The following is a 23,879-nucleotide window of genomic DNA, read 5'->3' on the forward strand; positions in this document are numbered from 1 at the left end:
CGATGATTGAAGATTTTGCGGCGGCGTTGCCGGCCAATGCGTGGAACTGGGTTGCGGTGTGGCGCCGCAACTATCTGGCATGGAAGAAAGTCTCACTCGTGACGATTCTCGGTAACCTTGCCGATCCTATGATCTATCTTTTCGGCCTAGGCACCGGCCTCGGCATAATGGTCGGCCGCGTCGACGGTGCGTCCTATATTGCCTTTTTGGCGGCCGGCATGGTCGCGGTAAGTGCGATGACCGCCTCTACCATGGAAACATTGTACGCGGCTTTCGCTCGCATGCACTCTCAGCGCACTTGGGAAGCAATGCTGTATACGCACGTTACCCTCGGCGACATCGTTCTGGGTGAACTGGCGTGGGCAGCCACCAAGGCCTTCTTGGCCGGTACGGCAATCACCATTGTCACCGCAACGTTGGGTTATGCAGCCTGGCCGTCCATCCTCTATGCGCTGCCAATCATTGCTCTCACTGGGTGCGTGTTTGCGAGCCTCGCGATGGTCGTCACCGCGCTTTCGCCCAGCTACGATTACTTCGTGTTTTACCAGACGCTTGTCCTCACACCTATGATGTTCCTGTCGGGCGCCGTTTTCCCATCGGATCAGCTGCCTCACGCGTTTCAGCAGATAGCGCGATGCATGCCGCTGTCACATGCGATCGACCTCATTCGTCCGGTTATGCTTGATCGCCCGATTGGCGGCATTGCCCTGCATGTCGGTGTGCTCGGCCTGTACGCGCTGTTGCCATTCTTCCTCTCGATGGCGCTGTTGCGCCGCCGACTCATGCGCTGACGCGAAAGAGAGGGAGATAAGCAATGCGCAACGGACTTCGTGCTGCCAATAAACGACATCGCCAACAGAAATCGGCATGCCACCCAGGGTCTTCGGTGGCATCCACTCAATCTATCAACGTTATGGGCCGCCCGGCACCTCGATCACAGGATCTCATGTTGATTCCCGGCGGAAGAGAATTTCTTTGAGGTTGGCGATTTCTGACTGGCGTTCGCGCCGGCGAACGACAACGCAGCCTGTGTTTTTGATCAAACGGCCTTGAGACAGGCCAATTCAGTCTTCCTGTACGACAATGGAGAGCGAGATGCTGTGTCTAGGATTGAGCGGCGGATTAGACAAAGTCTATGAAAACAGATTCCAGGTTCCGAACTCATTCATGCACGATGGCGCTGCGGTACTCGTCCGAGACGGACAGGTCATTGCGGCCGTAGAAGAGGAACGCCTCAATCGGATCAAACACTCCAACAAGCTCCCGATTGGCTCGGTTCAATACTGTCTTTCAGCCGCTGGGGTTCAGCTCAGCGAAATCGATCATGTGGCGTACTACGCTACCGAAGCCTATTGCAACGCCATGCTCGAAAACATGCTTGCTTCCGAGCCTGACGCCTCCATTCCGTTGGATGCCAAACTTTTGGTGCAGCAGCTGTTGGCGCAGGAGTTCGGTACCGAACTCGACCCTTCGCGTATCTCATTCGTAAGTCATCATCAGGCGCACGCCGTGAGCGCTTTTGCAATGTCGGGCTTCGAGCAAAGTCTGATTTTCGCGATCGATGGCTCTGGTGATTTCCAGTCGGGTCTTGTGGCGGTAGGATCTGGTGCTGAAATTTCGCAACTCGCGACTTTCCCAGAGAACAATTCCCTTGGGCTATTTTATCTCGAGGTGATCCGGTATCTCGGCTACGGCTTGTTCGATGAATATAAGGTAATGGGGCTTGCCCCCTACGGCGATCCCGTTCCCTATCGCGAGCTTTTCGAGCAGTTCTATGAACTGTCTGCAAACGGCGAGTATCGGGTCCACCTGGACCGCATCGGTCCGACTTTGCTTCGCACCATTCAGGTCCGGCAAAAGGGAATGCCATTCACCCAGCAGCATAAAGATGTGAGTGCGTCGTTACAGGAAGCGCTCGAACGCATCGTGTTTCACATTCTTCGGCATCATCGTGAGGACACCGGGATGACGCGGTTGTGCCTGGCCGGCGGCGTTGCGCACAATTGCTCCGTGAACGGCAAGCTGCTCTATTCAGGACTTTTCGAAGACATTTTCGTGCAGCCCGCATCGCATGACGCTGGCTGCGCATTAGGCGCCGCACTCATCGTGTCTGGTGAGCTGGGCCGCCCCGCGCCGCGTGCGCGACTGCAGGAGGTTTATTGGGGGCCGGATCTCGCGAGCGATCACGCTGTCGAAGAAGAACTCAAGGCATGGGCGGGGCACCTGGAGTTTGAACGCACTGAGGCGGTGGCGGATAGGGCAGCCGAGTGGATGGCCGGTGGCGCCGTGATCGGCTGGGTGCAAGGTCGTTCGGAGTTCGGGCCGCGCGCGCTCGGAAATCGCAGCATTCTTGCCGACCCCAGGCCCGCCACAAACAAGGACCGGATCAACGCCATGGTCAAGAAGCGGGAAGGGTATCGCCCGTTCGCCCCGTCAGTGCTGGAGGAGGATGCGCGCGAATTTTTCGACCTCCCCGGCAGTGCGTGCGAATTTCCCTTCATGAATTTCGTGGTCCGTGTGCGCGACTCCAAGCGTGGTTTGCTCGGCGCCATCACCCACGTCGACGGTACGGCTCGGCTGCAAACAGTATCGCGCAAGGCCAGTCCGGCCTACTGGGACGTCATCAATGCCTTCAAGCAGCGCACTGGCATCCCAATTCTGCTCAATACGTCCTTCAACAACAATGCCGAGCCAATCGTTGATTCCGTTGCAGACTCGATTGCCACATTCCTGACGACAGAGCTGGATGGACTTGTGGTCGGGCCGTTCCTCGTCAAAAAACGGGCCGCAACGCTGCAGGATTGGACTGCGCTCGCGGTTTCATTGCCGCCTTATGTATCCCTGCATAAAGTCCGCGCATACACGGCGCAGGATCGCCAGGAGACCGTCTGCGAAATCCGAACGGATCACTCCAGCCGTGACTGTGCGCGTATTTCACATGAGTTGTTCGATATGCTGACGCGGATCGAAGGCGAAGCCGTGCTCGCGGATCTCCTCGATACAATTACGCTGGATCAGGCCCAGCGCGAGACTCTCACAGGAGAACTGCGACGATTGTGGGAGCAGCGCCGCGTTCGCATGCGTCCCTCGCAAGCTGCTCGCGTCCATCAAAACTGATGCCAATCGCTGGACGAAAGATAGCAGTTGCCGAAACACCGGTCTGTCCAAGCATCTTCATATGACTGTGCCCAGGCTGCGAGCATGCATAACGCCTATGGCAGTCGAGGATCAGTAATGGATTTGCTTGCCGGTGGCTCAAGACAGCACCAATTCGTCGTTTCTCGACGGCGGACCCGGTTCGGTGACTGCCTATGGTCTCCGGCATCAGCCTGGTGTTACGCATAGCGGACGGGACGTGCGAGCGGGCTGCGCGGCTCGCGGGATAAGGCGGCGGCCCTACGGCGCGCCAAGCCGGCATATTCGTCGTTGAGATGCTTTTGGCAAAATGCGTTGGTGGGGCGACGATCATGTCTTAGCGCGCCTTGACCCTTCGGCCCCCTCGTTGGCGATGCCCGACATCTGCTTTCGGGCAATCGCCTGATCGGGATGCGAGTCGAGGAAGGGGAGCTCACCTAACCCACGGCCGAATGCCCGTCGCGCACCTGCGCGATCGCAAGCGCCGTGGTGCTGTGCCATTCCATGCGAAGCGTGAGAGTCCTTTTCAGCCCGCGCAGAACCAGGAAGGAGGACATGGTCGAGAGCGCCGCGCCGGTGATGTAGCGCAAGCCCGTTTCGTACAGCGTGTGGAGGGCTTCCGCGTCGCCGAGGATTGCGCCGCAAAGGCGGCGGCCTCATTCGCCGCAACACTTTCGATCGTAGGTCGAGCTCAGGAAGACGCGTGGTTGACCGGCATTGGGAAAACCAGCCGGATCGTAGCCGTGATGGATGGCGCGGGTAGCGAAGCCGAATTTGGCATCGTTCGCAGATGTGCCACTTTCCGGTCTTGGATTGCGGTCTCGGGCATCGGCTTCAGACGTGCTCTTGGCTTTCGGAAGGAGTGGCTGCAAACTGGTTGATATGGAATGTCCAGTTGGCAGGAAAAGAAATGGTCCAGTCTCCAGGTCCCGGTGCTTCAACCCGCTCGCATGGCATGGGCGCGCGCCAGATCTACGAAGCGCTTCGCGAGCAGATCCTCAGAGGCGTTTACGGCACCGGCAGCCAGCTGCCGTCCTCCCGTGGTCTCGCCGAGGAACTTGGAGTCTCGCGAACGACCGTCACCGTCGCCTACGAGCAGCTGGCCGCGGAAGGTTTCATCGACATCCGTCAAGGCGCGCGCCCTCGTGTCGCATCCTCACTGCTGGGACATGAGCTGACCGCCAATCCCCCAAAACGGTTCGGCCCGGTTCACTTGTCAAGCTATGGCGAACGGCTGCGTGGTACTCCGCGCTGGCCGGATTACCTGCCGAACACGCTGAAGGTTGATTTCCGCTATGGCGTCCTGGCGCCCTCAGATTTCCCCGCATCGGTTTGGAAGCGCGCGATGAACGCGGCGATGGCGCAGCGGCCGGCACGGCTCGCCTATGACGATCCGTGCGGTTCGAGCCGGCTCCGCCAAGCGCTTCAGGGCTATCTCTGGCGCGCCCGTACTGTGCGCTGCGACCCCGAGCAGATCGTCATCGTCAATGGTTCGCAGCAGGGCCTCGATCTCTGCGCGCGCCTGCTGCTCGACCCCGGGGACAGCTTCGTCATCGAGGACCCCTGCTACAGGATGGCGCGCCAGGTCTTTGCCAGTACAGGTGCCACGCCCGTTCCCGTCGAGGTTGACGATCACGGCATGCAAACGGAGCAACTGGCGGGGGTCGCGGCCCGGCTGGCCTATGTGACGCCCTCGCATCAGTTTCCGCTCGGCGGCGTCATGCCGATCCCGCGGCGGCATCAGCTTCTGGAATGGGCGCGGGAGCAGGGCGCCTATGTCATCGAGGACGACTACGACAGCGAATATCGCTACGATATCAGCCCCGTTCCCCCGCTGCATAGCCTCGAGGATCATGGGGCCGTCATCTACCTCGGCACCATCTCCAAGACGCTCTCGCCGATGCTGCGGATCGGTTATCTCGTCGTCCCGGCGGAATTCCTGCAGGTTTTCGAAACCGCCAAGCAGCTTGCCGACCGGCATTCTCCGATGGCGGGGCAGGAGTCATTGGCCTCTCTGATCGAGAGCGGTGGCTATGAAAGCCATGTGCGCCGCGTGCGCCGCATCAACGGCGAGCGCCGGGAGGCATTGCTGACCGCCCTGAAGCGGAGTTTTCAAGGTCGGATCGCCGTCCAGGGGGCAGAGGCTGGACTGCACGTCGTCATATGGTTCAACGACCTGCCGCGATCGCGTGAAACGGCGTTGGTCGAAGCTGCCCAATACGCGGGTCTGGGTCTGCACCCGATTTCGCCGCTTTATCATCGGCAGTCGGGAGCAGGCGAAGCCGACCGCGTCGGGCTTGTCATGGGCTATTCCGCCCTGAGCATCCGGCAGATCGAAAAAGGCGTCGAGATGCTGCGGGACGTCGTCGCTCGACTCTGAGACGCTGACGGTTCCGCACGCGGGTTAGAACGCATTCGCGGCCGCTCATCATAAACAGTTCATCGTTGAAATAGTCGCGCGGCCGGGCGACGGCCGCGCTCATGGCCGGCTGACCTGCTGCCGCCGTGAGGTTGCGCGATCCAAGCCTTTGTCTCATCTATCCGCAACGTGGATGCTTGTCATCGAAACAATCGATTTTGCCGATTCGACAGAACGTCCCATAGGAAGAATTCAAGGATGCAGCCCTAACGAGATTGTCGATGCAAGCGTTGGCTCCGAGGAGCATTTTCTGGTGTGTCCCTCCTGGTCTGCGCCGAACATCAAGCGAGCCGATCCCCTTTTCGACCAGGTACATCGGTGATCGGCGCAAGCTGCATCGCGTCGGCTCTTCGCGACAAGCTCTCCCCGATAGCGTAGGCCCCTGCCTCAAGGATCGGGGTTATGCCGATTGCGAATGGCCGACCGGTACAACAATTGACCGCAAGGGTTCGCAGCTATGAGACGTCTCGATGACAGATGGGAGGTGCAGAGTGAATGCGCTGACGGCACCGGGCGTCGAAGCGTTTATCTGACGTTTGACGACGGTCCCAATCCATGTTTCACACCACAGATACTCGATGTGCTGGCGCAAAATCGGGTGCCAGCGACATTCTTCGTCATTGGTGCTTACGCCGCAGAGCATCCGGATCTCATCCAGCGAATGATCGCAGAAGGGCATGAGGTAGGCAACCACACGATGTCTCATCCGGACCTGTCCAAATGCGGTTTGGGCGAAGTGCAACGTGAGGTATTTGAGGCGAACCAGGCCATCATGCTAGCATGCCCGCAGGCCTCGATCCGCTACATTCGCGCGCCATACGGCGCCTGGAGCGAAGAAGTGTTCACTGCCTCAGAGATCGCGGGGCTGGCGGCCCTTCATTGGTCGATCGACCCAAGAGACTGGTCGCGCCCCGGCACCGACGCGATCGTCGATGCAGTGCTCGCTTCGGTACGCCCCGGCGCAATCGTGCTCTTGCACGACGGATGCCCTCCCGACGAGTCGACACGGAGCACTGAAGCCAGTCTGCGCAACCAGACCGTTATGGCGCTGTCCAATCTGATTCCTGCATTAGATGCCTGCGGATATGAAATTCGCTCGCTTCCAGAACATCACTGAAATGCGAGATCGCATGGACCTGCTTTCCCAGCCAGCACCTGTGTGGTCTCGCTTATGAAGGCTTACAGGCCGTTTACGCCCTGCCAACAAGCACTTCGTCGACATCGGACGAACTGATCGGCTCCGACAGTTGGCTAAGCGTAGACGTCTGTTGTCACCTGCTACGATGAGGACCCGCGCACGCTCTCGGCATGGCCCAGCACCGCCGGTAGGTTCACTCTTCGACGATTGTTTGAATGTATGGTTCACTTCGCGTTGGATCGATTTCATTGGCTTGCCGCAGGCTCACATAGCGCGACCCTGCGGGATCGCTGGCTGCGTCCAAAAGGTTTGGCAAGCAATTCGCATACCGTGACCGGCACCGGGGATTCCGGTGCTCTGATCCGGCGCGCGATGCCCTTTCACCAACTGGACTACCTCAATAGCTTCTGACTGGCTGTTTCCAGCAGGCCAGCTTGCCGATACCTGACTTGGTAACGCAAGGAGTTTCGCGATGTACATCCCTCCCGCTTTCCGCGACGACGACAAGGAATGCCTGCGCGCGACCATTCGCGCGGCGCTGCTGGCGAACTTCGTTACCGTCACGGCGGAAGGGCCGCTCGCAACGCCACTGCCCCTCTTCCTTGACGAGAACGAGGGCGAGCACGGCGTGATCTACGGGCACCTGGCGAAGGCCAATCCCCAGTGCCGTGTTCCGCCGCTGGGCGACGGCTTGGCCATCTTCATGGGGCCGGACGCTTACGTGACGCCGGCATGGTATGCGACCAAGCGGGAAACCGGGAAGGTCGTCCCGACCTGGAATTACGTCGCCGTCCACGCCTATGGCCCGGTCGAGTTCTTCGAGGATGCGGGAAGACTGCTGGACGTCGTGAATCGGCTGACCGACCACCACGAGGGCGAGCGCGCCTCGCCTTGGGCCGTGTCGGACGCGCCGCCGGATTTTGTACAGGCGCAACTCCGCAGAATCGTCGGCCTGCGCATGCCAATCACGAGGTTGGAGGGCAAGCGCAAAATGAGCCAGAACCGGAACGCGGCCGACCGCGCTGGCGTGGCGGCGGGCCTTGCGGCGAGCGAGCGGGCATCTGACCGCGACGTCGCCGCTCTCATCCCAAAATAATCATGAACTTCGTCGGAATCGACCATCATGCCAGAACTGACCCCACTCGCCCTGTACCTCGCCGCGGCCTCCGTGCTCGCCATCACCCCCGGTCCGGGCATCTTCTACGTTGCCGCGCGCACGCTCGCCGGTGGTCGTCGGGAAGGTATCGCTTCCAGCTTCGGCACGGGGTTGGGGGGCATGATCCACGCCCTCGCCGCAAGCTTAGGTGTTTCCGCGATCGTGCTCGAAAGCTCGGAACTGTTCTCCGCATTAAAGCTGTTCGGCGCGGTCTACCTCGTCTGGCTCGGCTTTCGCACCTTTCAAGCCGCCCGCCTCAAGGGAGCGACTGGCGGCGATGACGGCGCCGCAGTGGGTCCAGTCGGACCCCGGCGGGCGTTTCGTGAAGGGGTACTGGTCGAGGCGCTCAACCCGAAGACGGCAATGTTCTTCCTCGCCTTCATTCCGCAGTTCGTGAATCCGAGCGCAGGGCTCATAGCTCTGCAATTCGTGGTGCTTGGCTCCGTGTCCATTGCGCTCAACACGCTCGCCGACATCGTGGTTGCCGTCGTGGCCAGCGGCATTCAAGACGGCGCGGCAGCGCGTCCCGGGTTGATCCGCCGCCTGAGGGAGGCGTCAGGCGGCGCGATGATCGCGCTGGGCGTCTGCCTCGCTCTGGCGAAACACCCTGCTGCTTGAGTTTGAATCTGATCGGTTGGGCATCTTTCAGGGTTGGCGGGTACCTTGCGGAAGCAGTTGGATGGCTGCGAGCCAGTTCGGTCATTGCACCTATTCAAGCCATGTCTCAGGAGGCGCGGCACCGCCGTTTGGGTGAACGTCGGCTCATAAATGAGAGAAAAACATAGCGTGAGAGAAACGTGAGTACGACTGCCTCGCCTCGCTCATGCCCATCATTTCGGCCCTCGCGAATCAACGCACGGTAGAAGCCAGTCAGCCGAGAATGACGCCCGTTTCATGGAAGGAAAGCCAAGCCATGCGCCAAGCATCGCCCCGCTTTGCACTCGATTATTTGGCGACGCCCGGACTTGACGTCAGGGCACTTTTCGCTTTTGCCCGCGACCAGGGCCTAACCGATGTCCAGATCCGCAGCCAACCGGGCAGCAATGCTATTGCACGCGGCATGCCGGCGGCGGACGTCCGGTCTGCGGCCGCCGACACAGGCGTTGGGATTATTTCCGTCAATGCCCTCCAGCGCTTCAATGAGTGGACCCCCGCCCGCAGGGCCGAGGCGAGCAAGCTCGCCGATTATGCAGCGGCCTGCGGAGCCAAGACGCTCATGCTGGTGCCGGTCAACGACGGCTCCTGGCCCGCCAATGTCGAGCGCCGCGGCGATCTCCGCGTCGCCTTGAAGGCGCTCAAGCCGATCCTCCAGTCGCGCGGTCTGATCGGTCTCATCGAGCCGCTGGGCTTCCGGACCTGCTCGCTTCGATCGAAGAACGAAGCGGCTAAGGCCATTGCCGCCATTGATGGCCAATCCGTCTTCCGCCTCGTGCACGACACGTTCCACCACACGCTTGCCGGGGAGACGTTCTTCTCCTCCGAGCTGACCGGTCTCGTCCACATTTCAAGCGTGAACGATCCGATCCACTGGATTTACCCGGATCGCGTCCTAGTCGGTTCCGACAATGGCAGCCAGATCCGGGCGCTGCTTGATGGCGGCTATGGGGGGCCCTTCTCATTCGCACCGTTTGTCGACGCAGCCCACCCGCTGGACGACCTCGCAGGCGCACTTGCCGCGAGCATCGCTCTCTTCCGACACGGGCTATTGACGCGAGTGCCGGCGTGAGACGCGGGAGTAAATTAGGGCTGCCTGGGGCGCCTTTTGGCGTCCCCCGGAGAAGTCATTCGAGACGCCTCCTGTAGCAATATCTCTCGCAGCCAGATGCTTGCCGGATCACTGTTGTGAAGGGCGGGCCATTGAAGGGCCTCGGTGAACGTGGGTAGTGGCAGCGGAAGGTCGATGATCCGCAGGGGGAAGGTTTTTTTGAAATGCTGAACCAGCCGGAAGGGCATGGTAGCTATACGAGCTGTGCCTGAGACCATCGGCGGGATCATGCTAAAGGCCTGCACAACGATCTCGACACGTCTCTTGAGACCATGCTCAAGAAAAAACCGTTCCTCGATTGAGGGCTTCAGCGTCCGCCCGAACTTGACCGCAACGTGCCTCATCGACATGTATCTCTCGAATGTAAGCTGCCGTGGCAGCTGCTTGTTCGTGGAGCAGCCCACGCACACGAGCGTCTCGTCGAACAGCGCCGCTCTTGGATGGGCGCTTGACATGAACAATTCTGGAAAAATCAGAAAATCGACGTCACCGCGCCGGAGAAGCTCATCGGGGTCGTCGTCGATAGGCAACAATTCGAAGCTGACGGCGGGTGCTTCGCGTGCAACCCGCTCCACGACCTTTTCAAAAAACACGAGTGTGGCGAAATCGGAAAGAATGATCCTGAAACGGCGATCGGATTGAGCCGGATTAAACGGATCCCAAGAGATAATCGAGCACTGGATGTTCAGCAGTGCGCTGCGAACCGCGGGGGCGAGTGTTTCCGCACGCGGGGTTAGAACACGTTCGCGGCCGCTCGTCGTAAACAGTTCATCGTTGAAATAGTCGCGCAGCCGGGCGACGGCCGCGCTCATGGCCGGCTGACTAAGGTTGATGCTGCTTGCCGCCGCCGTGAGGGTCCGCTCGGTCAGCAGTGCGTCGAGCACGACGAGAAGGTTCAGATCAAGGCCCTTGAAGCGCATCTTTCACTTATCCATAGCGTGGATGCTCGCGATCTAAACAATCGATTTTACCAAACTTCCAGGGCGCTGCATAGATGACCGCACTTGACATGCGCCCGATCACGCCACTGCTTCTGCAGCGTGTGCCGGGAAATGACTTGTAAGTAGCCGATCATGTCGAACTCTCCGCCTTCTTCCAAAAGGCCTATGGGCGACAGGGGCTTTCAGGCGGTTGTAGCTGGGCCGGTGCAGGGCCGAAGGTTCGCGCAATCGGCTCTGATGTGCACGGCGTAGCAGCTCACTAGGACCTGCTGCGCCATTTCTTCACGGTTGGCGAGGTTGATTTCTTGGTAGGCGAGCTCGGATCGTACAGGATGCATCCGGATCTTGAGAGACTCGGAATGAGTCATTCTATCCGCATCATGCGGCCGGTGCTGCAGCAGCGTGGCATTCCATTCGCTTTTGGCATGGTTCGGCACCCGTTGCGAAACCATCTCGAGAGGTTCTGCAGAGACGGCCAGACGACCATAGTGCCGGGCGTTCGCATCGCCACACATGCGACCGCCAATGCGCTCGAGGTTTGCGATCAGGCACTGGGATTTTGTCCGCTCGGTTGCAGCCAATCGGCCCTCCATACCACGCCGCGATCCGCGTGATTTTCGATCCTTTGCACCGCGCTCGCCGTGCCCAGAAACGGCAAGTAGCAACTGCAACAGATAGGCTGGAGTCTGATGCTTGATCACATAAGAGCCGGAGCGAAGGGACGCGGCTCGTGCCCAGCAGGGACAAACAACCGAGACCTAAGCTTTGATTTCGCCAAAGGCATACTCATTACTTTGGTGATAATTGGGCACTTGTTACAATATTTAATCTACCAGGGCACCGACGCTTTCTGGCTGTCGCCGTATTTCAAGTCGATCTACATGTTTCATATGCCTCTATTTATGGCGATAAGCGGATACCTTTCTTCTGGGGCAATTTTGCGAAAATCGTTCACCCAGGGTGTCGGTGAGCGGGCAATGCAGCTACTACTGCCAATGCTATTTTGGTGTACGTTGATTTGGACGTTAAAGTCCGCAGTTATTTTTCCTACGAAGAGTTTGACTGATACTCTGTTAGATTTGTTGACGGAAGTTATTGGAACTTACTGGTTCATATGGGCCGCATTTATTTCGTTCATTCTGATTAGAGTTCTTACAACGTTCAACCGTCTATCGATGTGGATCATAAGCGCATCTGCAATTGCGGTCGCATTCGCACCCATCACGTTATCAATAACCCCGTTGTTAAAATACACTTACCCATTTTATTGTTTAGGGTTCCTGTTTGCCCAGCCGATCGGATGGCAGAATGGTGTCATCTGGCGTTACAAATCGATTTTTGTTGTCTTATTTTCGATAGCGGCTTTCATATGCTTCCTCGGATGGGGCAAGGAGACTTATGCCTACAACAATCTCGTTTTAATTCATGATGAACAGTCAGCTAAACGAGTTTTTCTGATGTTCTCTGGCTCTTTGGCGGCTTCTGCGGTAGCAATGCAGTCTATGTTCCAATGCTGGAGACTTGTCTATTCGACTAGAGTAGCTCGCTTTGTCGCGGTGCAGCTTGGTCAGAGCACGCTGCTGCTTTACCTGGTCCAGGGTGCCGTGTTTCGCCTCATGGATTTGATACAGTTTGGAGAAGTCTGGAATCTCACGACCAGAATCGCCTTCGCAACTGTGCTTGGAGTGGCGATTGTCGTCATAGCGATGGCAATTCGCAGTATTGCGCGCAACCTCGGATATGTGTCGCGGATCGTTGTCGGAGCGCCGCCGCACCCAAGTCCGCTCAAATCTCAATCTGTAATCAATTAGCCACGTGAAAAATTCGCATCTGTAATCGACATGTTTCATAGCTCCGGACCTATCCGATCGACTGTTGTACCGGTCGGCCATTCGCTCATCGGCCGCGCTATCCCCATAACTACGACGAGCACGTCCTCCACGCGCGCGGGCGGCAGGTCGGGACACAACACCTCTGAGTGGGACCGTAAACGAGCGCCCATAATGGTCACGATGACAAACAACCACGTTACGGACAGATGAGGCATGCGTTTCAAAGGCCTTGATCTGAACCTTCTCGTCGTGCTCGACGCACTGCTGACCGCGCGCAACCTCACGGCGGCGGCAAGCAGCATCAACCTTAGTCAGCCGGCCATGAGCGCGGCCGTCGCCCGGCTGCGCAACTATTTCAACGATGAACTGTTTACGATGAGCGGCCGCGAACGTGTTCTAACCCCGCGTGCGGAAACACTCGCTCCCGCAGTTCGTGGCGCACTCTTGCACATCCAATGCTCGATTATTTCTTGGGATCCGTTTAATCCGGCTCAATCCGATCGCCGCTTCAGGATCATTCTTTCCGATTTCGCCACACTCGTGTTTTTTGAAAAGGTCGTGGAGCGGGTTGCACGCGAAGCACCCGCCGTCAGCTTCGAATTGCGGCCGCTCGACCACGACCCCGATGAGCTTCTCCGGCGCGGTGACGTCGATTTTCTGATTCTTCCGGAATTTTTCATGTCAAGCGCCCATCCAAGAGCGGCGCTGTTCGACGAGACATTCGTGTGCGTGGGCTGCCCCACGAACAAGGAGTTGCCACGGCAGCTTACATTCGAGAGATACGTATCGATGAAGCACATTGCGTTCAGGGTCGGCGGTGCCCAGATGCCCTCCATCGAGGAACAGTTTTTGCTTGAGCATGGTCTCAAGAGACGTGTCGAGATCGTCGTGCAGGCCTTTAGCATGATTCCGCCGATGGTCTCAGGCACAGCTCGTATAGCGACCATGCCCTTCCGGCTGGTTCAGCATTTCAAAAAAACCTTTCCCCTGCGGATCATCGAACTTCCGCGGCCACTACCCACGTTCACCGAGGCCGTCCAATGGCCCACCCTTCACAACAGTGATCCGGCAAGCATCTGGATGCGGCAGATAATGTTGCAGGAGGCATCCCGCATGTGAAGTCGCGGGCACTCCTGGTCTTAGTCTCGATTTACTCAGCGCCTCATACGGGTGCGAACCGGCGTGTAAAATTGGGTCTGACGCAAATTCGATGATTTTGCATGACGCGTGCCACGTGTTTCCCCACGCTGGCAGCCGGCAACACCAAAAACGTGAAGTGGAAGAAGTACTTTTACCGCAAGCTGTGCGAGGCTGAAGGTTTTCGCCATGCGCCGCACCGAATTGCGGGGATCCTGAGCGTGAGATAACTCATCTCGTCGTCCTGCCGAATTCCGGTAAGCCGCCTTACCAAGGGCAGGCGGCGCTTGAGATTCCGCCGCTGGAAAGCCGCCGCGCGGGTCTGTCGACGTTCAATCGCGGCTGGATCACAGTTGGTGAATACAACTACGATATCGCCGAACGATCCTACTATTTCGGGCCGAATCAGAAGCCGCGGGGCATATTCGGCCCCGAGCTTCATGTAAGAGATCAGGCGCGCGATCCGCCCGATGCTCGCCGCAAGACAAAGCTGCATAGACCGCACGCTCTGACGGTTAGCAGCGGCCGTGTGGCCACGTAGCGTGTTCTCGCCTGTTGGAGGATCTTTCAAAATTCAGGTGGTTATACCTACACTGCAGCGACATTGTCGCCGTGCCAGAGCGGTCGACGGCGAGGCGGTCCGGTTCGGCACTCTCTTAGTTTCTCTCGTCGGCACCATCATTCGAAACGCCCCCGCCGGTCGAAATCGACCGGACAACAGCGTCCGATCACCCGGAGACGAGGCCTGCAACCGCCAAAAATCGTGCGTAGGATCGCACAGCGCGGCTGATGATTGCATCTTTCCCGCGCTGCACTGATGGCCTCTCTGTCAGGTGGTCTGAGGTTCGCGCTTCGGGCCGAGCAAGAACACTGTCAGGGCGGCGAGGAACGAGGCAACGGCGCTGTACGCAAGGGCACTGGCGACGCCGGCATTGTCCATCAGCAGTCCGCCGAAAATCGCGCCCGCTGCGATGGCCACCTGGAACGTTGCGGCCATCAGCCCACCGGCGCTTTCGGCCTGTTCGGGAGCGGCGTGCAGCACCATCCATGTCTGCAGTCCCACCGGCACCGCGCCGAAGGCAAAGCCCCATACGGTAACCGCAATCGCCGTGGCCCAAGCCGATGCTCCCAGCGTCAGCAGCGAGACAGTGGCCATCGCTATGAGCAGGGGCGGCAGCGCCGCGGCTGCCTTGAGGCTGTGCTCGGCCAGGAATGCGCCGGCCAAATTGCCGAAGAAGCCGCCGATGCCAAAGGCGAGCAACACGAGCGAGATCGTCTCGATATCAAGCGCGGGAAACTTCTCAAGGAAGGCGCGGATATAGGTGAAGCTGGCGAAATGCCCGGAAGCGACCAACAGGACGACCAAGATCGCGACTTTGATCATCGGATTCTTGGCCACATCCAGCAGACTGCGGAAGCTCGTCACTCCAATCGGAGGCAGCCTCGGAATGGTTATGAGTTGCACTACCAGCGTAACGGCGCCGACGACTGCAGCGATCATGAAGGCGGTTCGCCATCCCCAGATGTCGCCGACATAGGCGCCGATTGGAGCCGCGCAAACGGTAGCGCCGGTAACGCCGGTGAGGATGATCGACATGGCGCGCCGCAGGAGGTGACTTGGAACGAGCCGCATCGCCAGCGCTGCCGAAATCGACCAGAACCCTCCGAGCGCTATGCCGAGCACGACGCGGGCGGCCAGGAGAACCGGCAGCGACCCCGCGACGGCCGATAGAACGTTCGACAGGATCAGCAGCAGCGTCATCGCCCATATGACAATCCTGCGGTCCAGGGGCCTTGTGATGACGGCCATCGTCGGCGCCGAGATCGCCCCCACGATGGCGGTCGTTGTCAGCGCCTGTCCAACTGCACCCTCGGTGATAGAGAGATCATGTGCGAGCGGCGTCAGCACGGAGGCAGGCAGAAACTCTGCCGTCACAAGCCCGAAGGTGCCTAAGGCAAGCGAAATGACTGCACCCCATGCGGGACCAGACCGTTGATCTGGCTGTTCTGGGTCATGCAGAACTCCGTCCATGAAGCCCGTAGCGGATTCGGTCATCAACAGGGTCTCCAGTTTGGATGTGCTGTAAACTCGGGTGGCTGCGTTGACCCGCATTAACGCCAGAAGCGCCATTCCCTGCGGCATTGCACGGACGAGGGGATGTTCATCGCTTCGCGATTTTTTGTGACGGTGCGGCGTGCAAATCGATCGCCCTTTCCTTGGGCCGGACGACGATGTCGTCGTCGGAAAGCACGTCATCTTGCGATTCGTCGGCGATTGTCGCCATGATCCGATGGCGGACAGCTTCGGGGGGACCGCGCGTCGCCACCTTGGGAGGACGCGCTCGCGACGGTGAAAAAATACTTCAGTTCGAACACTTCGCGCGGGGTCTGCATGTATGTGTTCGACGTCACCCGGATTACCGTCGCCTGATGCACGTTGATCGCGTCGGCGACAGTCCTGAGACCGAGAGGCCGCACTTGGTCGACGCCGTGTTCCAAAAAGGCATCCTCCTGCCGGAGGCGGGTAAGCGACAATTGGGCGAGCGCCACGGCTCCGTCAGTCTCGAACCAGCCATCGCAAATCAGATACCGGAGCAGGGACGTCTGGAGGGGACGTTCGGCGCAAACGTGCACGGTCTCCTTGGGCGCTGGTATGGAACTTCGCGTTTTTGCCAGGGTTCTGTTCATCGCTTTCGACGTGCTTTGATGGGCTCTAACGGATAACAGCAAGCGCTATGCCATTTCATTTGGGGGCACCGAATCGGACTATCTTTTGCCGAAGCCCTGTCGGCTTGAGCAGGGCGCCGTGCCTTGACCGAGACGGCGCGCGCCGCACAATCGCTTGGTCACCCGGACCGCAAAGGTGCTATACTGTCGGAGTAGTCAGAACTTCCGCACCGGCTAGGGAAGACGAAAACCGTTCCGGACGGGCCGAGCCGATGCATTGCCGCACGCCGGCATCGACCGCGTAAGGCTTTGTCTCTAGCGTGTAATTGCGTGCGCAGGCTGCGATCTGCGAAGACGCGGCCGTCGCGCCTACGATCGCGCTGTTGCTGCTCCCCCTGTCGAGGAAGGCCTTTGACACCTTCGAGCTCTTCAGCACGGCGCGCCGGTCTCCACGCCGTGAGGATCGAGTCCGGCTGGGCGTCACGGCGTTTGCATGATTGAGATTCCTTGATTTGCCCCCTCGTGCGCGCCTATCCGAAAACATTGTTGTGTCCCGAAGGCTGACAAGAATGTCGCAAGCGCGACCAAAAGATCGCCACGGCCCACAGGGGCAATTGCGACCAGTGGCCTTCTTCGGAAATCGGGGGAGCAATACCCTTTCCTCGTCACTTCGGACGCGGGCTCAGCTGTGCCCGCCGCGCCGCTAGGAACGACCTAACCTTGGCGGATGGCGGCTGGCCGATCACCCCGGGCATGTCCGCGTCGATCAAAGGAAAGCGTCTGGTCTCAGCCAGGCGGACCTCGCGAAGGCAATCGGTATCAATGTGGTCGAGTTCCTCGATCACGCCTAGACGATCGGTTTCGCTCCACGGGAACCTGCTGATGCGGATTTCGACCAAGACCCGGTCGCTGTTTACCCTCGAATGAGTCCGCCATGCCGAGGCGGCTCGTCGATAGCCGAGGGTTGGCGCCTCTCCGGGGCGCGTTGGCTGCACGTTCCGTCCCTTGGACCCCGCCTCCGGCAACAATATCCGGCCGCCAAAGCTCGCCCTTGCCAGTGCTCGATTACCACGCCGAGATGCCTGCTGGAGCTTCCGGTGCACGGGCACATTTATCGATCCGGCACGGTGTTGAGCGTGCGGAACCCGCCGCACGCGTTCCGATCGTTTGTTGTGCTCACCCGATCACGCGACCTGTCCCCACACGTCTTGAGGACCATTCCCCTGCGGCTGGCTCATTGACCTGTGGGCGGTTCCAGCCCGCCCGAAACCCTCGCCACCAGCTTTTTTCCCCGCCGCATGACGCGGCTTCCTCGCGCCCGCTTCGCTTCAAAAAAGCTGCCCGCTCGGGTCCTTCGCTGCCGCTGCGGCCCTGCCGGGTTCGGGCGGTCCGGACGCGCCCATCACGGTCCGCCATCGCAGGGGAATGGTCCCCGGCGACAGCAAAAGGAGACAGGAAAATGACCGCGATCGGTTACGTCAACAAGCAGGAAAACGGCAGCTACAAAGGCCAGCTCAGGACGCTCAGCGTCCGCGCCGACATCGATATCGTGCCCAATCGGAGCAAGTCCGCCGACAACCATCCCGACTTCCGGGTGCTGACGCAGGGCGTGGAGGTCGGCGCCGGCTGGATCCGAACCGGGGAGACTTCCGGCAACGACTATGTGAGCTTGTCCATCGCCGCACCGGAGTTCGGTCCGCGTAAGCTCTACGCCAATCTTGGCCGCGCCGCCGGCCAAGACGATCAAGACACCTACGCCGTCATCTGGAACCCGGCCGACTGACCGGCCGGCTCAAGCCCTCGCGCCGCAACTTGGCGCGGGGGTTCCCGCCGACGCTCGCCCGAAGGGGCGGCGAAAACTCCCACCCGACTCTCCGCCCGTCCCCACGACGACCTCGTTCGCCGATCCTCGCGGTCGCTTGTCCGAAGCGAAACGAGGACCATCATGGACGACGAAAACGACCGCGCGGCCCGCGCCAAGAAGGGCAGTCCGTTTCTGAACACCGCGCAGGCTGCCTTCTATATCGGCCTGTCCCAGCGCACCCTGGAAAAGATGCGGCTGACCGGCGGCGGCCCGAAATACCGCAAGCATGGCCGCTATGTCCGCTACCACATCGACGAACTCGACGACTGGTCGAAAGGCCGCCCGCCAGAACCCGGCTCCGACGATGACAAGGGCGGGTCCGGCTCAGCCGACGAGGGAGCCCGCTCATGAGCCAGCGGCCTTCCATCCATCTGATCGGCAGCCGTTTGCGGCGCGTTCGGGCGCGCAAGGCAATCGCCATCGCCGCGATTGGCCTGAGCCTGACAGGCTTCACGGCGCTCCCAAAGCCGTCTCCCTTGCTGGTCTGGAACGCCTCGGCTAGCGCGCCGGTCGGTCTCTATCGCGTTGGGTCTGGCACGCCTGCGCGCGGCGATCTGGTGCTCGCCCGCCCGCCTGGCTTCGTTGCCTATCTCGCCGACCAACGCGGTTATCTGCCTCGCAATATACCGCTGGTGAAGCGTCTCGCCGCGCTGCCGGACGAGCATGTCTGCGCCTTTAGTAATGCCATCATCATCGGCGGCGAGATCGTCGCCCGTCGGCTCAAAATCGACACGCAAGGCCGTCCGCTGCCCTGGTGGAACGGCTGCCGAGCGCTCGCCCATGACGAGGTTTTCCTGCTCGGCAACGAAAAAAATCACTCCTTCGACAGTCGCTATTTCGGGCCGGTGCCGGCCGAAAACATCATCGGGAGGCTGGTGCCGTTATGGACCGAGTGACCCTCCTGATGCTCGGCATGATCGCCGTCGCGCCATGCGCCTGTTCCGCCTCGACCGGCGCTGAGCCAGCCGTCATCTCCCAAAGTCCGCAGCTGCAACGATGGCAGCACTTCGTATCGGAAGCAAGCGCACGCTTCCACATTCCCCAGGCCTGGATTTGCGCCGTCATCGATGCCGAAAGCCGCGGCAAGACCGTCCTCGATGGCCGTCCCATCACCTCCCGCGCCGGCGCCATGGGTCTTATGCAGGTGATGCCCGGCACCTATCAGGAGATGCGCGTCGAGCACGGTCTGGGAGCCGACCCGCACGATCCGCGCGACAACATCTTGGCCGGAACCGCCTATCTCAGTGCCATGTATAAGCGTTTCGGATTCCCCGGCCTGTTTGCCGCCTACAACGCTGGACCCGAGCGCTATGAAGGCCATTTGAAGCTTCGAAGGCCGCTGCCGAAAGAGACCGTTGCCTATCTGAAACAGCTTGAGGCGACGGGGATTTCGGCGGCCGACATGAACGAATTCAAAGGCCAATCCACAACTTCAAAGGGGCGGAACGCTCCCTCCGGACGCTCTTTGTTCTTCCTTCGCGACGGTGTTCGCGCCGGTGAAACGAATGGCGGCCTTTTCGTGCCGCTCGGCAGGGATCTCGCGCGGCCAAAGAAGCACAATGGCTAGCGATGTTGAGGGCATCCGGGAGGGGCCAGGGACGCTTAAGGCGAGGGGCGCGTAAGGCAAGATAAAGGCACCGCCTCCATGAGGCGGCGAAGCCTTTGTCTGCACATCGTTTTTGCCGGAGGCTGCCGGCGGCGCCAGGAGGGTGGGCCAGCGAGACTCAGGTTTCGCTTGAATTTGCCCGGAGGCTGGTATGCAGGACGATGAGTTCAGGCCGAAGCTCGGCAAGATCGGCTCGCGCGGCTCGAAAGCAGGCAAGCGCTATGCCGGCCAGGTCAAGGCAGCGATCAACCGAGCCGGCGGCCGCCTCCAGCGCGGCGGTCGTTTCACGGGGAGCCGGACAGGCCGCGGCGGGGCGGCGGCCGCGCTGCTCAAGTCACGCGACCGGTATGCCGCCTTCCGGCAGCGGCGGGTGATGGTCAAGGCGCGGATTGTGAAGCTGGCCGGCAAGGGTGCGGACGGAGCGCGTGCGCATCTGCGCTACATCCAGCGCGATGGCGTCACCAGGGAAGGCGAACCCGGCAAACTCTATGGCCCCGGCAGTGATCGCATCGACAGTAAGGCCTTCGTCGATCGCGCGGATAGCGACCGGCATCAATTCCGCTTCATCGTCGCTCCTGAGGATGGCATCGACTATGACGACCTCAAGCCGCTCGCACGCCGTCTCATGGCGCAGATGCAAGAGGACCTCGGTACGAAGCTCGACTGGGTTGCCGTCGACCATTTCAACACCGGCCATCCGCACACCCATATCATTGTCCGCGGCAAGGATGATCGCGGCGAAAACCTCGTCATCGCGCGGGAGTATATTTCGAACGGCATCCGCGAGCGGGCGGCCGAACTGGTGAGCCTCGACCTCGGTCCCCGCACCGACCGCGAGATTGAACAGCGCTTGCGCCAGGAAATGGAGCAGGAACGCTTCACCAGCATCGACCGGCAGCTGCTGCGCATGCGCGATGAGGACCGACTTGTTTCTACGGACGGCCGCGACGCCTTTCGCCAGACGCTGCATCAAGGCCGTCTGCGCAAGCTCGAGCGGATGGGCTTAGCCGAGGAGGTCGACCCGGTCCGCTGGCGCCTGGATGATGAGCTGGAAGCCACGCTGCGCCGCACCGGCGAACGCGGCGACATCATCAAGACCATGCACCGCGAGCTGACTGGCAAGGGGCTCGCTCGCAGTGCCGCCGATTACCTTGTCCACGATCGACGTGAAGAGCCCTCCCCACCGGTCGTCGGCCGCCTCGTCGCGCGCGGGCTCGCCGACGAAATCAACGATCGGCATTACCTCATCGTCGACGGCGTTGACGGCAAAAGCCATTGGATAGACATCGGCAAAGGCGAGTTGACAGAACCGACGCCCGACGGCTGCATCGTGCGTGTCACGTCGAGGGATACCAAGCCCAGGCAAGTCGACCGTACAATCGCCGACATCGGAACCGCACACGGCGGCCGTTACAGCGTCGATATGCACCTCAAGCATGATGCGTTCGCCACCGAAAGCTTTGCCGAGACGCATATCCGCCGGCTGGAGGCGATCCGGCGCTCCACCGGCGGCGTGGAGCGCGAGCCGAATGGCACCTGGATCATCGCGCCGGATCATCTCGATCGTGTCGCGGAATACGAGCGCCTGCGGGCCAGGGTCGAGCCTGTGATAGTCGAGAAGCTCTCATCAATGCCGCTGGAACGCCAAGTCAGCTTCGAAGGCGCCACCTGGCTCGACCGGAACCTGGTTGCCGAGAGACCGGAGCCGTTGCGCAACTCAGGCTTCGGGCATGAGGTGCGGGAGGCGCATGCCCGTCGGCGGCAGTGGCTGATCGCGCAAGGCCTCGCGCACGAAGAACAGGACCGGGTCGTCTATCGTGCCAACATGATTTCGATCCTGCGCCAGCGCGAGCTGAACCGTGTCGCCGTCCAGCTGTCGGATCAGCTCGGTCTCTCGTATGCCGAAGCGCAGCCTGGAGAACGAATAGAAGGCACGCTGCGCCGATCGGTCGAGCTTGCCAGCGGCAAATATGCCGTGATCGAGAAGTCGCGCGAGTTCACGCTCGTGCCATGGAGGCCGGTGCTTGATCGGTACATCGGAAAGGAGGTTTCCGGTGCGGCGCGTGGGGAGGCTATCTCATGGACCCTCGGACGGCAGAGGAGCGGACATAGCGTTTCGTAGTGGCGCGCACATCGCCGCCCGGCGGCAACGGAGACATTCGCGCGTCTGCTTAGGCGGCGGAGACATCGCTTAGCTGTACGATGCTCTTGCCGTATTTGCGCCTGTAAGCGGCAATGAAATCGTCATCGCTACAGATGCAGCGGCCGCTGGAATCCTTGGCCTTCGGATCGTGCAAGTGGGAGCCAAGTGGGCGCAGAAGATTCACCCGAGTGCTCGTCGTCGGGCCCACGGGAAAACCCACGCTATGTTTGACGAGCTCGGCGGCAAGCATAATCCCGGCAAGCGCTGACTGGAAGGCCATCGGAACCACGGTTCGAACGCGGCGACTTCCATCACTGAGCTGGAACACCAGACCGCCGCAGATAGCCTGCTGATAAAAGGAACGCAGGGGCTGGCCAACAAACGGGGCTAGCGGTTCAAACGGCACAGCCATCGCTGTAGCCACCCGAACTACAAAGTCGTTGGGAACTCCGGCATTGGTCTGCAGGAGCGTTTTCACCTGCTCGTGTGCTTCCGGTATTCCGAGTTCCTCGGCAATCAGCTGGTGCTCGTCCTTGGATTTCCCGGACGGCAGGTACATGCAACAAAGGCAAGCTTGGCCGTCATCGAACCCGTGCCGCGAGATGCCGAGGTCGTGCTCCTGCGTCCAGGCATTCGCGATCCATCGGGGCAGAGCACCTTGGACCGCCAGACGGTCGGCGGCGGTGTCAAGCGCCACACCCACTCGGTCGAAGACCCAGTCGCCCTGGCGCGCAACATATTCTGCCCACGTCAGCGGGTGCGCCTCGACCCCAAGGGCCGTCGATCTAAGGGCGGTGGCTGCAAGAACCGCCTTGGACATGCCAATCTCCGCCTGGCCGGCCAAGGCGTAGCGCTGCAGGTTTGAGAGTTCGATTGCTTCGTGATCGATTACATGCAGACGACCCGTGAGACCGGGTTGTCTCGCTAGCGCCCAAAGCGAGCCATGGCCTATCGCACCGAGCCCAACGAGGTCCGTTTCGCCAAGGTCGACAGGCATGTCGATCGGGCCTGCCTCGCCGGCTTTGGTCTTGTCGTAGCTGTATAACGAGAGGTCGATGGTTTCGTCTAACTCGGCGCCGGTCAGCTGAGCGGCGAAGATGGTTCGAAAGACGTTGGCGGCGCCGAAGCAACTGGCGGCGCCAGCTCCATAGGGCAGCAAACTCGAGCCGGAGCCCACCGGGTCCGTACGCGACAGCTTTGCGGCCCAACCTTCCGATCCCATGAAAAAGGTCGGGCACCGGAGTGGTGGGCGCGTCACCCCAGCAGCTACGCAGATGGTGGCAGACTTGCCGGAACGCCGGATGCCAACTTTTGGATTTATCGACTTTGCCAAGCGCTCCAGCGCTTGGGCTTGAGAGCTTGCCGCGCTGCCCAGCGGGAGTATCGCCAGAACTGGATAGAGCCTGGCGAGCAACCTCACCGCAAGATCTAGTGTCGCCTGGCCTTCGGCGCAGGAAGCGGCTTGATCGTCAAAGGCGACGGCCACGACCTGCTTTTCAAGAGCTGCTTTAAAGTCCTCCAGATGAAAATCGGCTAGGACCTGAGATGCCGCCGTGGCGGCGCGGTCGATGAAGTTAGCGAGTGCCATTGTTCAACTCGTTATTGTGATCATTCGCGACAGTGCCGCGGAAGGGAGCGCATTCCAGTTGGCTTTTCCGTCGAGCCGATAGGCGGCGACTCGAGCAAAATCGAAAGGCTCGCGGGCGAAATTCGGCACTACCAGCGACAGACACCCAACCGTGGTAGCAACCGCATAAGCATCGTCGGTCGTCGAATGGTAGGCTCGGCCCGGATGGCTATGGATCTGGGCCAAGAGTTTCAGGCCGCTATTGTAGAGCCAGACATTAAGCCGGTGCAGTTCCTCGGCCGGAACCATCACGCAAACACCATCCCCCGTCCGAATGTGGCGCTGCGCCGGGATAACGGTCTCTGTTACGGCAAAATGCTGGTCTTGCTGAACGCCGACCCAGAGCGCCATCCCCTCATTGTCTTCGCGACCAACCGAGCGCAGATGCGCATGCACAGTCGAGATACAGTGGCGCGGGAGCGTCACGGCCGTTACATCCATCAAAACGC

The 23,879-nt window shown here is 60.4% G+C and carries 22 protein-coding genes and 4 pseudogenes; 17 read left to right on the top strand and 9 right to left on the bottom strand.

Translation table 11 applies throughout. From position 1 onward, the window contains the following. Window positions 1-2: 2 nt before the first annotated feature. The 3 genes from WDX12_RS15700 to WDX12_RS15710 all read left to right on the top strand — a co-directional run bounded on the left by WDX12_RS15700 (window position 3) and on the right by WDX12_RS15710 (window position 3,345). Complete coding sequence (locus WDX12_RS15700; protein WP_097574715.1) at window positions 3-791, top strand: ABC transporter permease; 789 nt, start codon at window positions 3-5, stop codon at window positions 789-791. 304 nt (window positions 792-1,095) lie between these two features. Further along, a complete protein-coding gene (locus tag WDX12_RS15705; RefSeq protein WP_434725477.1) occupies window positions 1,096-3,117 on the top strand; it encodes a carbamoyltransferase family protein in 2,022 nt (673 codons plus the stop codon). A gap of 117 nt (window positions 3,118-3,234) precedes the next feature. Beyond that, window positions 3,235-3,345 carry a nodulation protein NodZ gene (locus WDX12_RS15710; protein WP_083246576.1) on the top strand — a complete coding sequence of 37 codons (111 nt, stop codon included), beginning with the start codon at window positions 3,235-3,237 and terminating at the stop codon, window positions 3,343-3,345. 227 nt (window positions 3,346-3,572) lie between these two features. On the opposite strand, the gene WDX12_RS15715 is transcribed toward WDX12_RS15710, so the two are convergent. Continuing rightward, on the bottom strand, window positions 3,573-3,725 hold the full coding sequence (locus tag WDX12_RS15715; RefSeq protein WP_244846079.1) for a PLP-dependent transferase: 153 nt from the start codon (window positions 3,723-3,725) through the stop codon (window positions 3,573-3,575). 320 nt (window positions 3,726-4,045) lie between these two features. Here WDX12_RS15715 and WDX12_RS15720 point away from each other — a divergent pair, with 320 nt between their 5' ends. Continuing rightward, the gene (locus WDX12_RS15720) at window positions 4,046-5,515 is read left to right on the top strand and encodes a PLP-dependent aminotransferase family protein (protein WP_010913827.1); all 1,470 of its coding nucleotides are present in this window, start codon (window positions 4,046-4,048) and stop codon (window positions 5,513-5,515) included. 22 nt (window positions 5,516-5,537) lie between these two features. Here the strand turns inward: WDX12_RS15720 and WDX12_RS15725 are convergent. Further along, window positions 5,538-5,672 (bottom strand): annotated as a pseudogene (locus WDX12_RS15725) (LysR family transcriptional regulator); the annotation flags it as partial. A gap of 339 nt (window positions 5,673-6,011) precedes the next feature. Between WDX12_RS15725 and nodB the strand changes: the two are divergent. The 4 genes from nodB to WDX12_RS15745 all read left to right on the top strand — a co-directional run bounded on the left by nodB (window position 6,012) and on the right by WDX12_RS15745 (window position 9,574). Beyond that, a complete protein-coding gene (gene nodB, locus WDX12_RS15730) occupies window positions 6,012-6,671 on the top strand; it encodes a chitooligosaccharide deacetylase NodB (RefSeq protein ID WP_143974535.1) in 660 nt (219 codons plus the stop codon). A gap of 493 nt (window positions 6,672-7,164) precedes the next feature. Next, window positions 7,165-7,788: an FMN-binding negative transcriptional regulator gene (locus WDX12_RS15735; protein ID WP_434725478.1), complete on the top strand. Its 624-nt coding sequence runs from the start codon at window positions 7,165-7,167 to the stop codon at window positions 7,786-7,788. A 27-nt stretch (window positions 7,789-7,815) separates the two neighbouring features. After that, complete coding sequence (locus WDX12_RS15740; RefSeq protein WP_434725479.1) at window positions 7,816-8,466, top strand: LysE family translocator; 651 nt, start codon at window positions 7,816-7,818, stop codon at window positions 8,464-8,466. Window positions 8,467-8,761: 295 nt separating this feature from the next. Continuing rightward, window positions 8,762-9,574, top strand: coding sequence for a TIM barrel protein (locus WDX12_RS15745; protein WP_161633554.1), 813 nt, complete (start codon window positions 8,762-8,764; stop codon window positions 9,572-9,574). A 14-nt stretch (window positions 9,575-9,588) separates the two neighbouring features. Here WDX12_RS15745 and WDX12_RS15750 read toward each other — a convergent pair whose 3' ends face one another. Further along, entirely contained in the window at window positions 9,589-10,533 is a 945-nt protein-coding gene (locus WDX12_RS15750) for a LysR family transcriptional regulator (protein ID WP_097574720.1), read from the bottom strand. Between the two features lie 206 nt (window positions 10,534-10,739). Between WDX12_RS15750 and WDX12_RS15755 the strand changes: the two are divergent. Continuing rightward, a pseudogene (locus WDX12_RS15755) lies at window positions 10,740-11,168 on the top strand (acyltransferase); the annotation flags it as partial. A gap of 75 nt (window positions 11,169-11,243) precedes the next feature. Further along, window positions 11,244-12,365, top strand: coding sequence for a nodulation factor fucose acetyltransferase NolL (nolL, locus tag WDX12_RS15760; RefSeq protein ID WP_109671997.1), 1,122 nt, complete (start codon window positions 11,244-11,246; stop codon window positions 12,363-12,365). 35 nt (window positions 12,366-12,400) lie between these two features. On the opposite strand, the gene WDX12_RS15765 is transcribed toward nolL, so the two are convergent. Further along, entirely contained in the window at window positions 12,401-12,688 is a 288-nt protein-coding gene (locus WDX12_RS15765; protein WP_085987813.1) for a hypothetical protein, read from the bottom strand. On the opposite strand from WDX12_RS15765, the gene WDX12_RS15770 reads away from it, so the two are divergent. Both WDX12_RS15770 and WDX12_RS15775 read left to right on the top strand, forming a co-directional pair. Next, the gene (locus WDX12_RS15770; RefSeq protein ID WP_027056367.1) at window positions 12,600-13,505 is read left to right on the top strand and encodes a LysR family transcriptional regulator; all 906 of its coding nucleotides are present in this window, start codon (window positions 12,600-12,602) and stop codon (window positions 13,503-13,505) included. The two genes, WDX12_RS15765 and WDX12_RS15770, sit on opposite strands and share 89 nt — an antisense overlap. 110 nt (window positions 13,506-13,615) lie before the next feature. Continuing rightward, window positions 13,616-13,731 (top strand): annotated as a pseudogene (locus WDX12_RS15775) (nitrogen fixation protein NifQ); the annotation flags it as partial. A 621-nt stretch (window positions 13,732-14,352) separates the two neighbouring features. On the opposite strand, the gene WDX12_RS15780 reads toward WDX12_RS15775, so the two are convergent. From WDX12_RS15780 to WDX12_RS15790, 3 genes and pseudogenes are all read right to left on the bottom strand, one after another. Further along, complete coding sequence (locus tag WDX12_RS15780) at window positions 14,353-15,579, bottom strand: MFS transporter (RefSeq protein WP_027056366.1); 1,227 nt, start codon at window positions 15,577-15,579, stop codon at window positions 14,353-14,355. Window positions 15,580-15,635: 56 nt separating this feature from the next. Further along, window positions 15,636-16,211, bottom strand: a pseudogene (locus WDX12_RS15785) (hypothetical protein). A gap of 644 nt (window positions 16,212-16,855) precedes the next feature. Next, entirely contained in the window at window positions 16,856-17,089 is a 234-nt protein-coding gene (locus WDX12_RS15790; protein ID WP_109671994.1) for a hypothetical protein, read from the bottom strand. 560 nt (window positions 17,090-17,649) lie between these two features. Here WDX12_RS15790 and WDX12_RS15795 point away from each other — a divergent pair. The 5 genes from WDX12_RS15795 to rlxS all read left to right on the top strand — a co-directional run bounded on the left by WDX12_RS15795 (window position 17,650) and on the right by rlxS (window position 21,782). Further along, a complete protein-coding gene (locus tag WDX12_RS15795; protein ID WP_006328923.1) occupies window positions 17,650-17,973 on the top strand; it encodes a DUF736 domain-containing protein in 324 nt (107 codons plus the stop codon). A gap of 162 nt (window positions 17,974-18,135) precedes the next feature. Further along, window positions 18,136-18,405, top strand: coding sequence for a helix-turn-helix transcriptional regulator (locus tag WDX12_RS15800; RefSeq protein WP_006328932.1), 270 nt, complete (start codon window positions 18,136-18,138; stop codon window positions 18,403-18,405). Beyond that, complete coding sequence (locus WDX12_RS15805) at window positions 18,402-18,950, top strand: S26 family signal peptidase (protein WP_006328934.1); 549 nt, start codon at window positions 18,402-18,404, stop codon at window positions 18,948-18,950. Before WDX12_RS15800 ends, WDX12_RS15805 begins: the two co-directional genes overlap by 4 nt. Continuing rightward, the gene (locus WDX12_RS15810; protein ID WP_027033383.1) at window positions 18,938-19,621 is read left to right on the top strand and encodes a lytic transglycosylase domain-containing protein; all 684 of its coding nucleotides are present in this window, start codon (window positions 18,938-18,940) and stop codon (window positions 19,619-19,621) included. Before WDX12_RS15805 ends, WDX12_RS15810 begins: the two co-directional genes overlap by 13 nt. Before the next feature lie 190 nt (window positions 19,622-19,811). After that, a complete protein-coding gene (rlxS, locus tag WDX12_RS15815; protein ID WP_434725480.1) occupies window positions 19,812-21,782 on the top strand; it encodes a relaxase/mobilization nuclease RlxS in 1,971 nt (656 codons plus the stop codon). A gap of 49 nt (window positions 21,783-21,831) precedes the next feature. Here rlxS and WDX12_RS15820 read toward each other — a convergent pair whose 3' ends face one another. Further along, window positions 21,832-23,391 (bottom strand): E2 ligase fold family C protein, encoded by a 1,560-nt coding sequence (locus tag WDX12_RS15820; protein ID WP_434725481.1) that lies wholly within the window; start codon window positions 23,389-23,391, stop codon window positions 21,832-21,834. A gap of 3 nt (window positions 23,392-23,394) precedes the next feature. Then, complete coding sequence (locus WDX12_RS15825) at window positions 23,395-23,871, bottom strand: Mov34/MPN/PAD-1 family protein (protein ID WP_434725482.1); 477 nt, start codon at window positions 23,869-23,871, stop codon at window positions 23,395-23,397. Window positions 23,872-23,879 lie beyond the last annotated feature (8 nt).

Origin of the sequence: Mesorhizobium sp. RIZ17, assembly GCF_051127865.1 — a bacterium.
Taxonomy (GTDB): Bacteria; Pseudomonadota; Alphaproteobacteria; order Rhizobiales; family Rhizobiaceae; genus Mesorhizobium; species Mesorhizobium humile.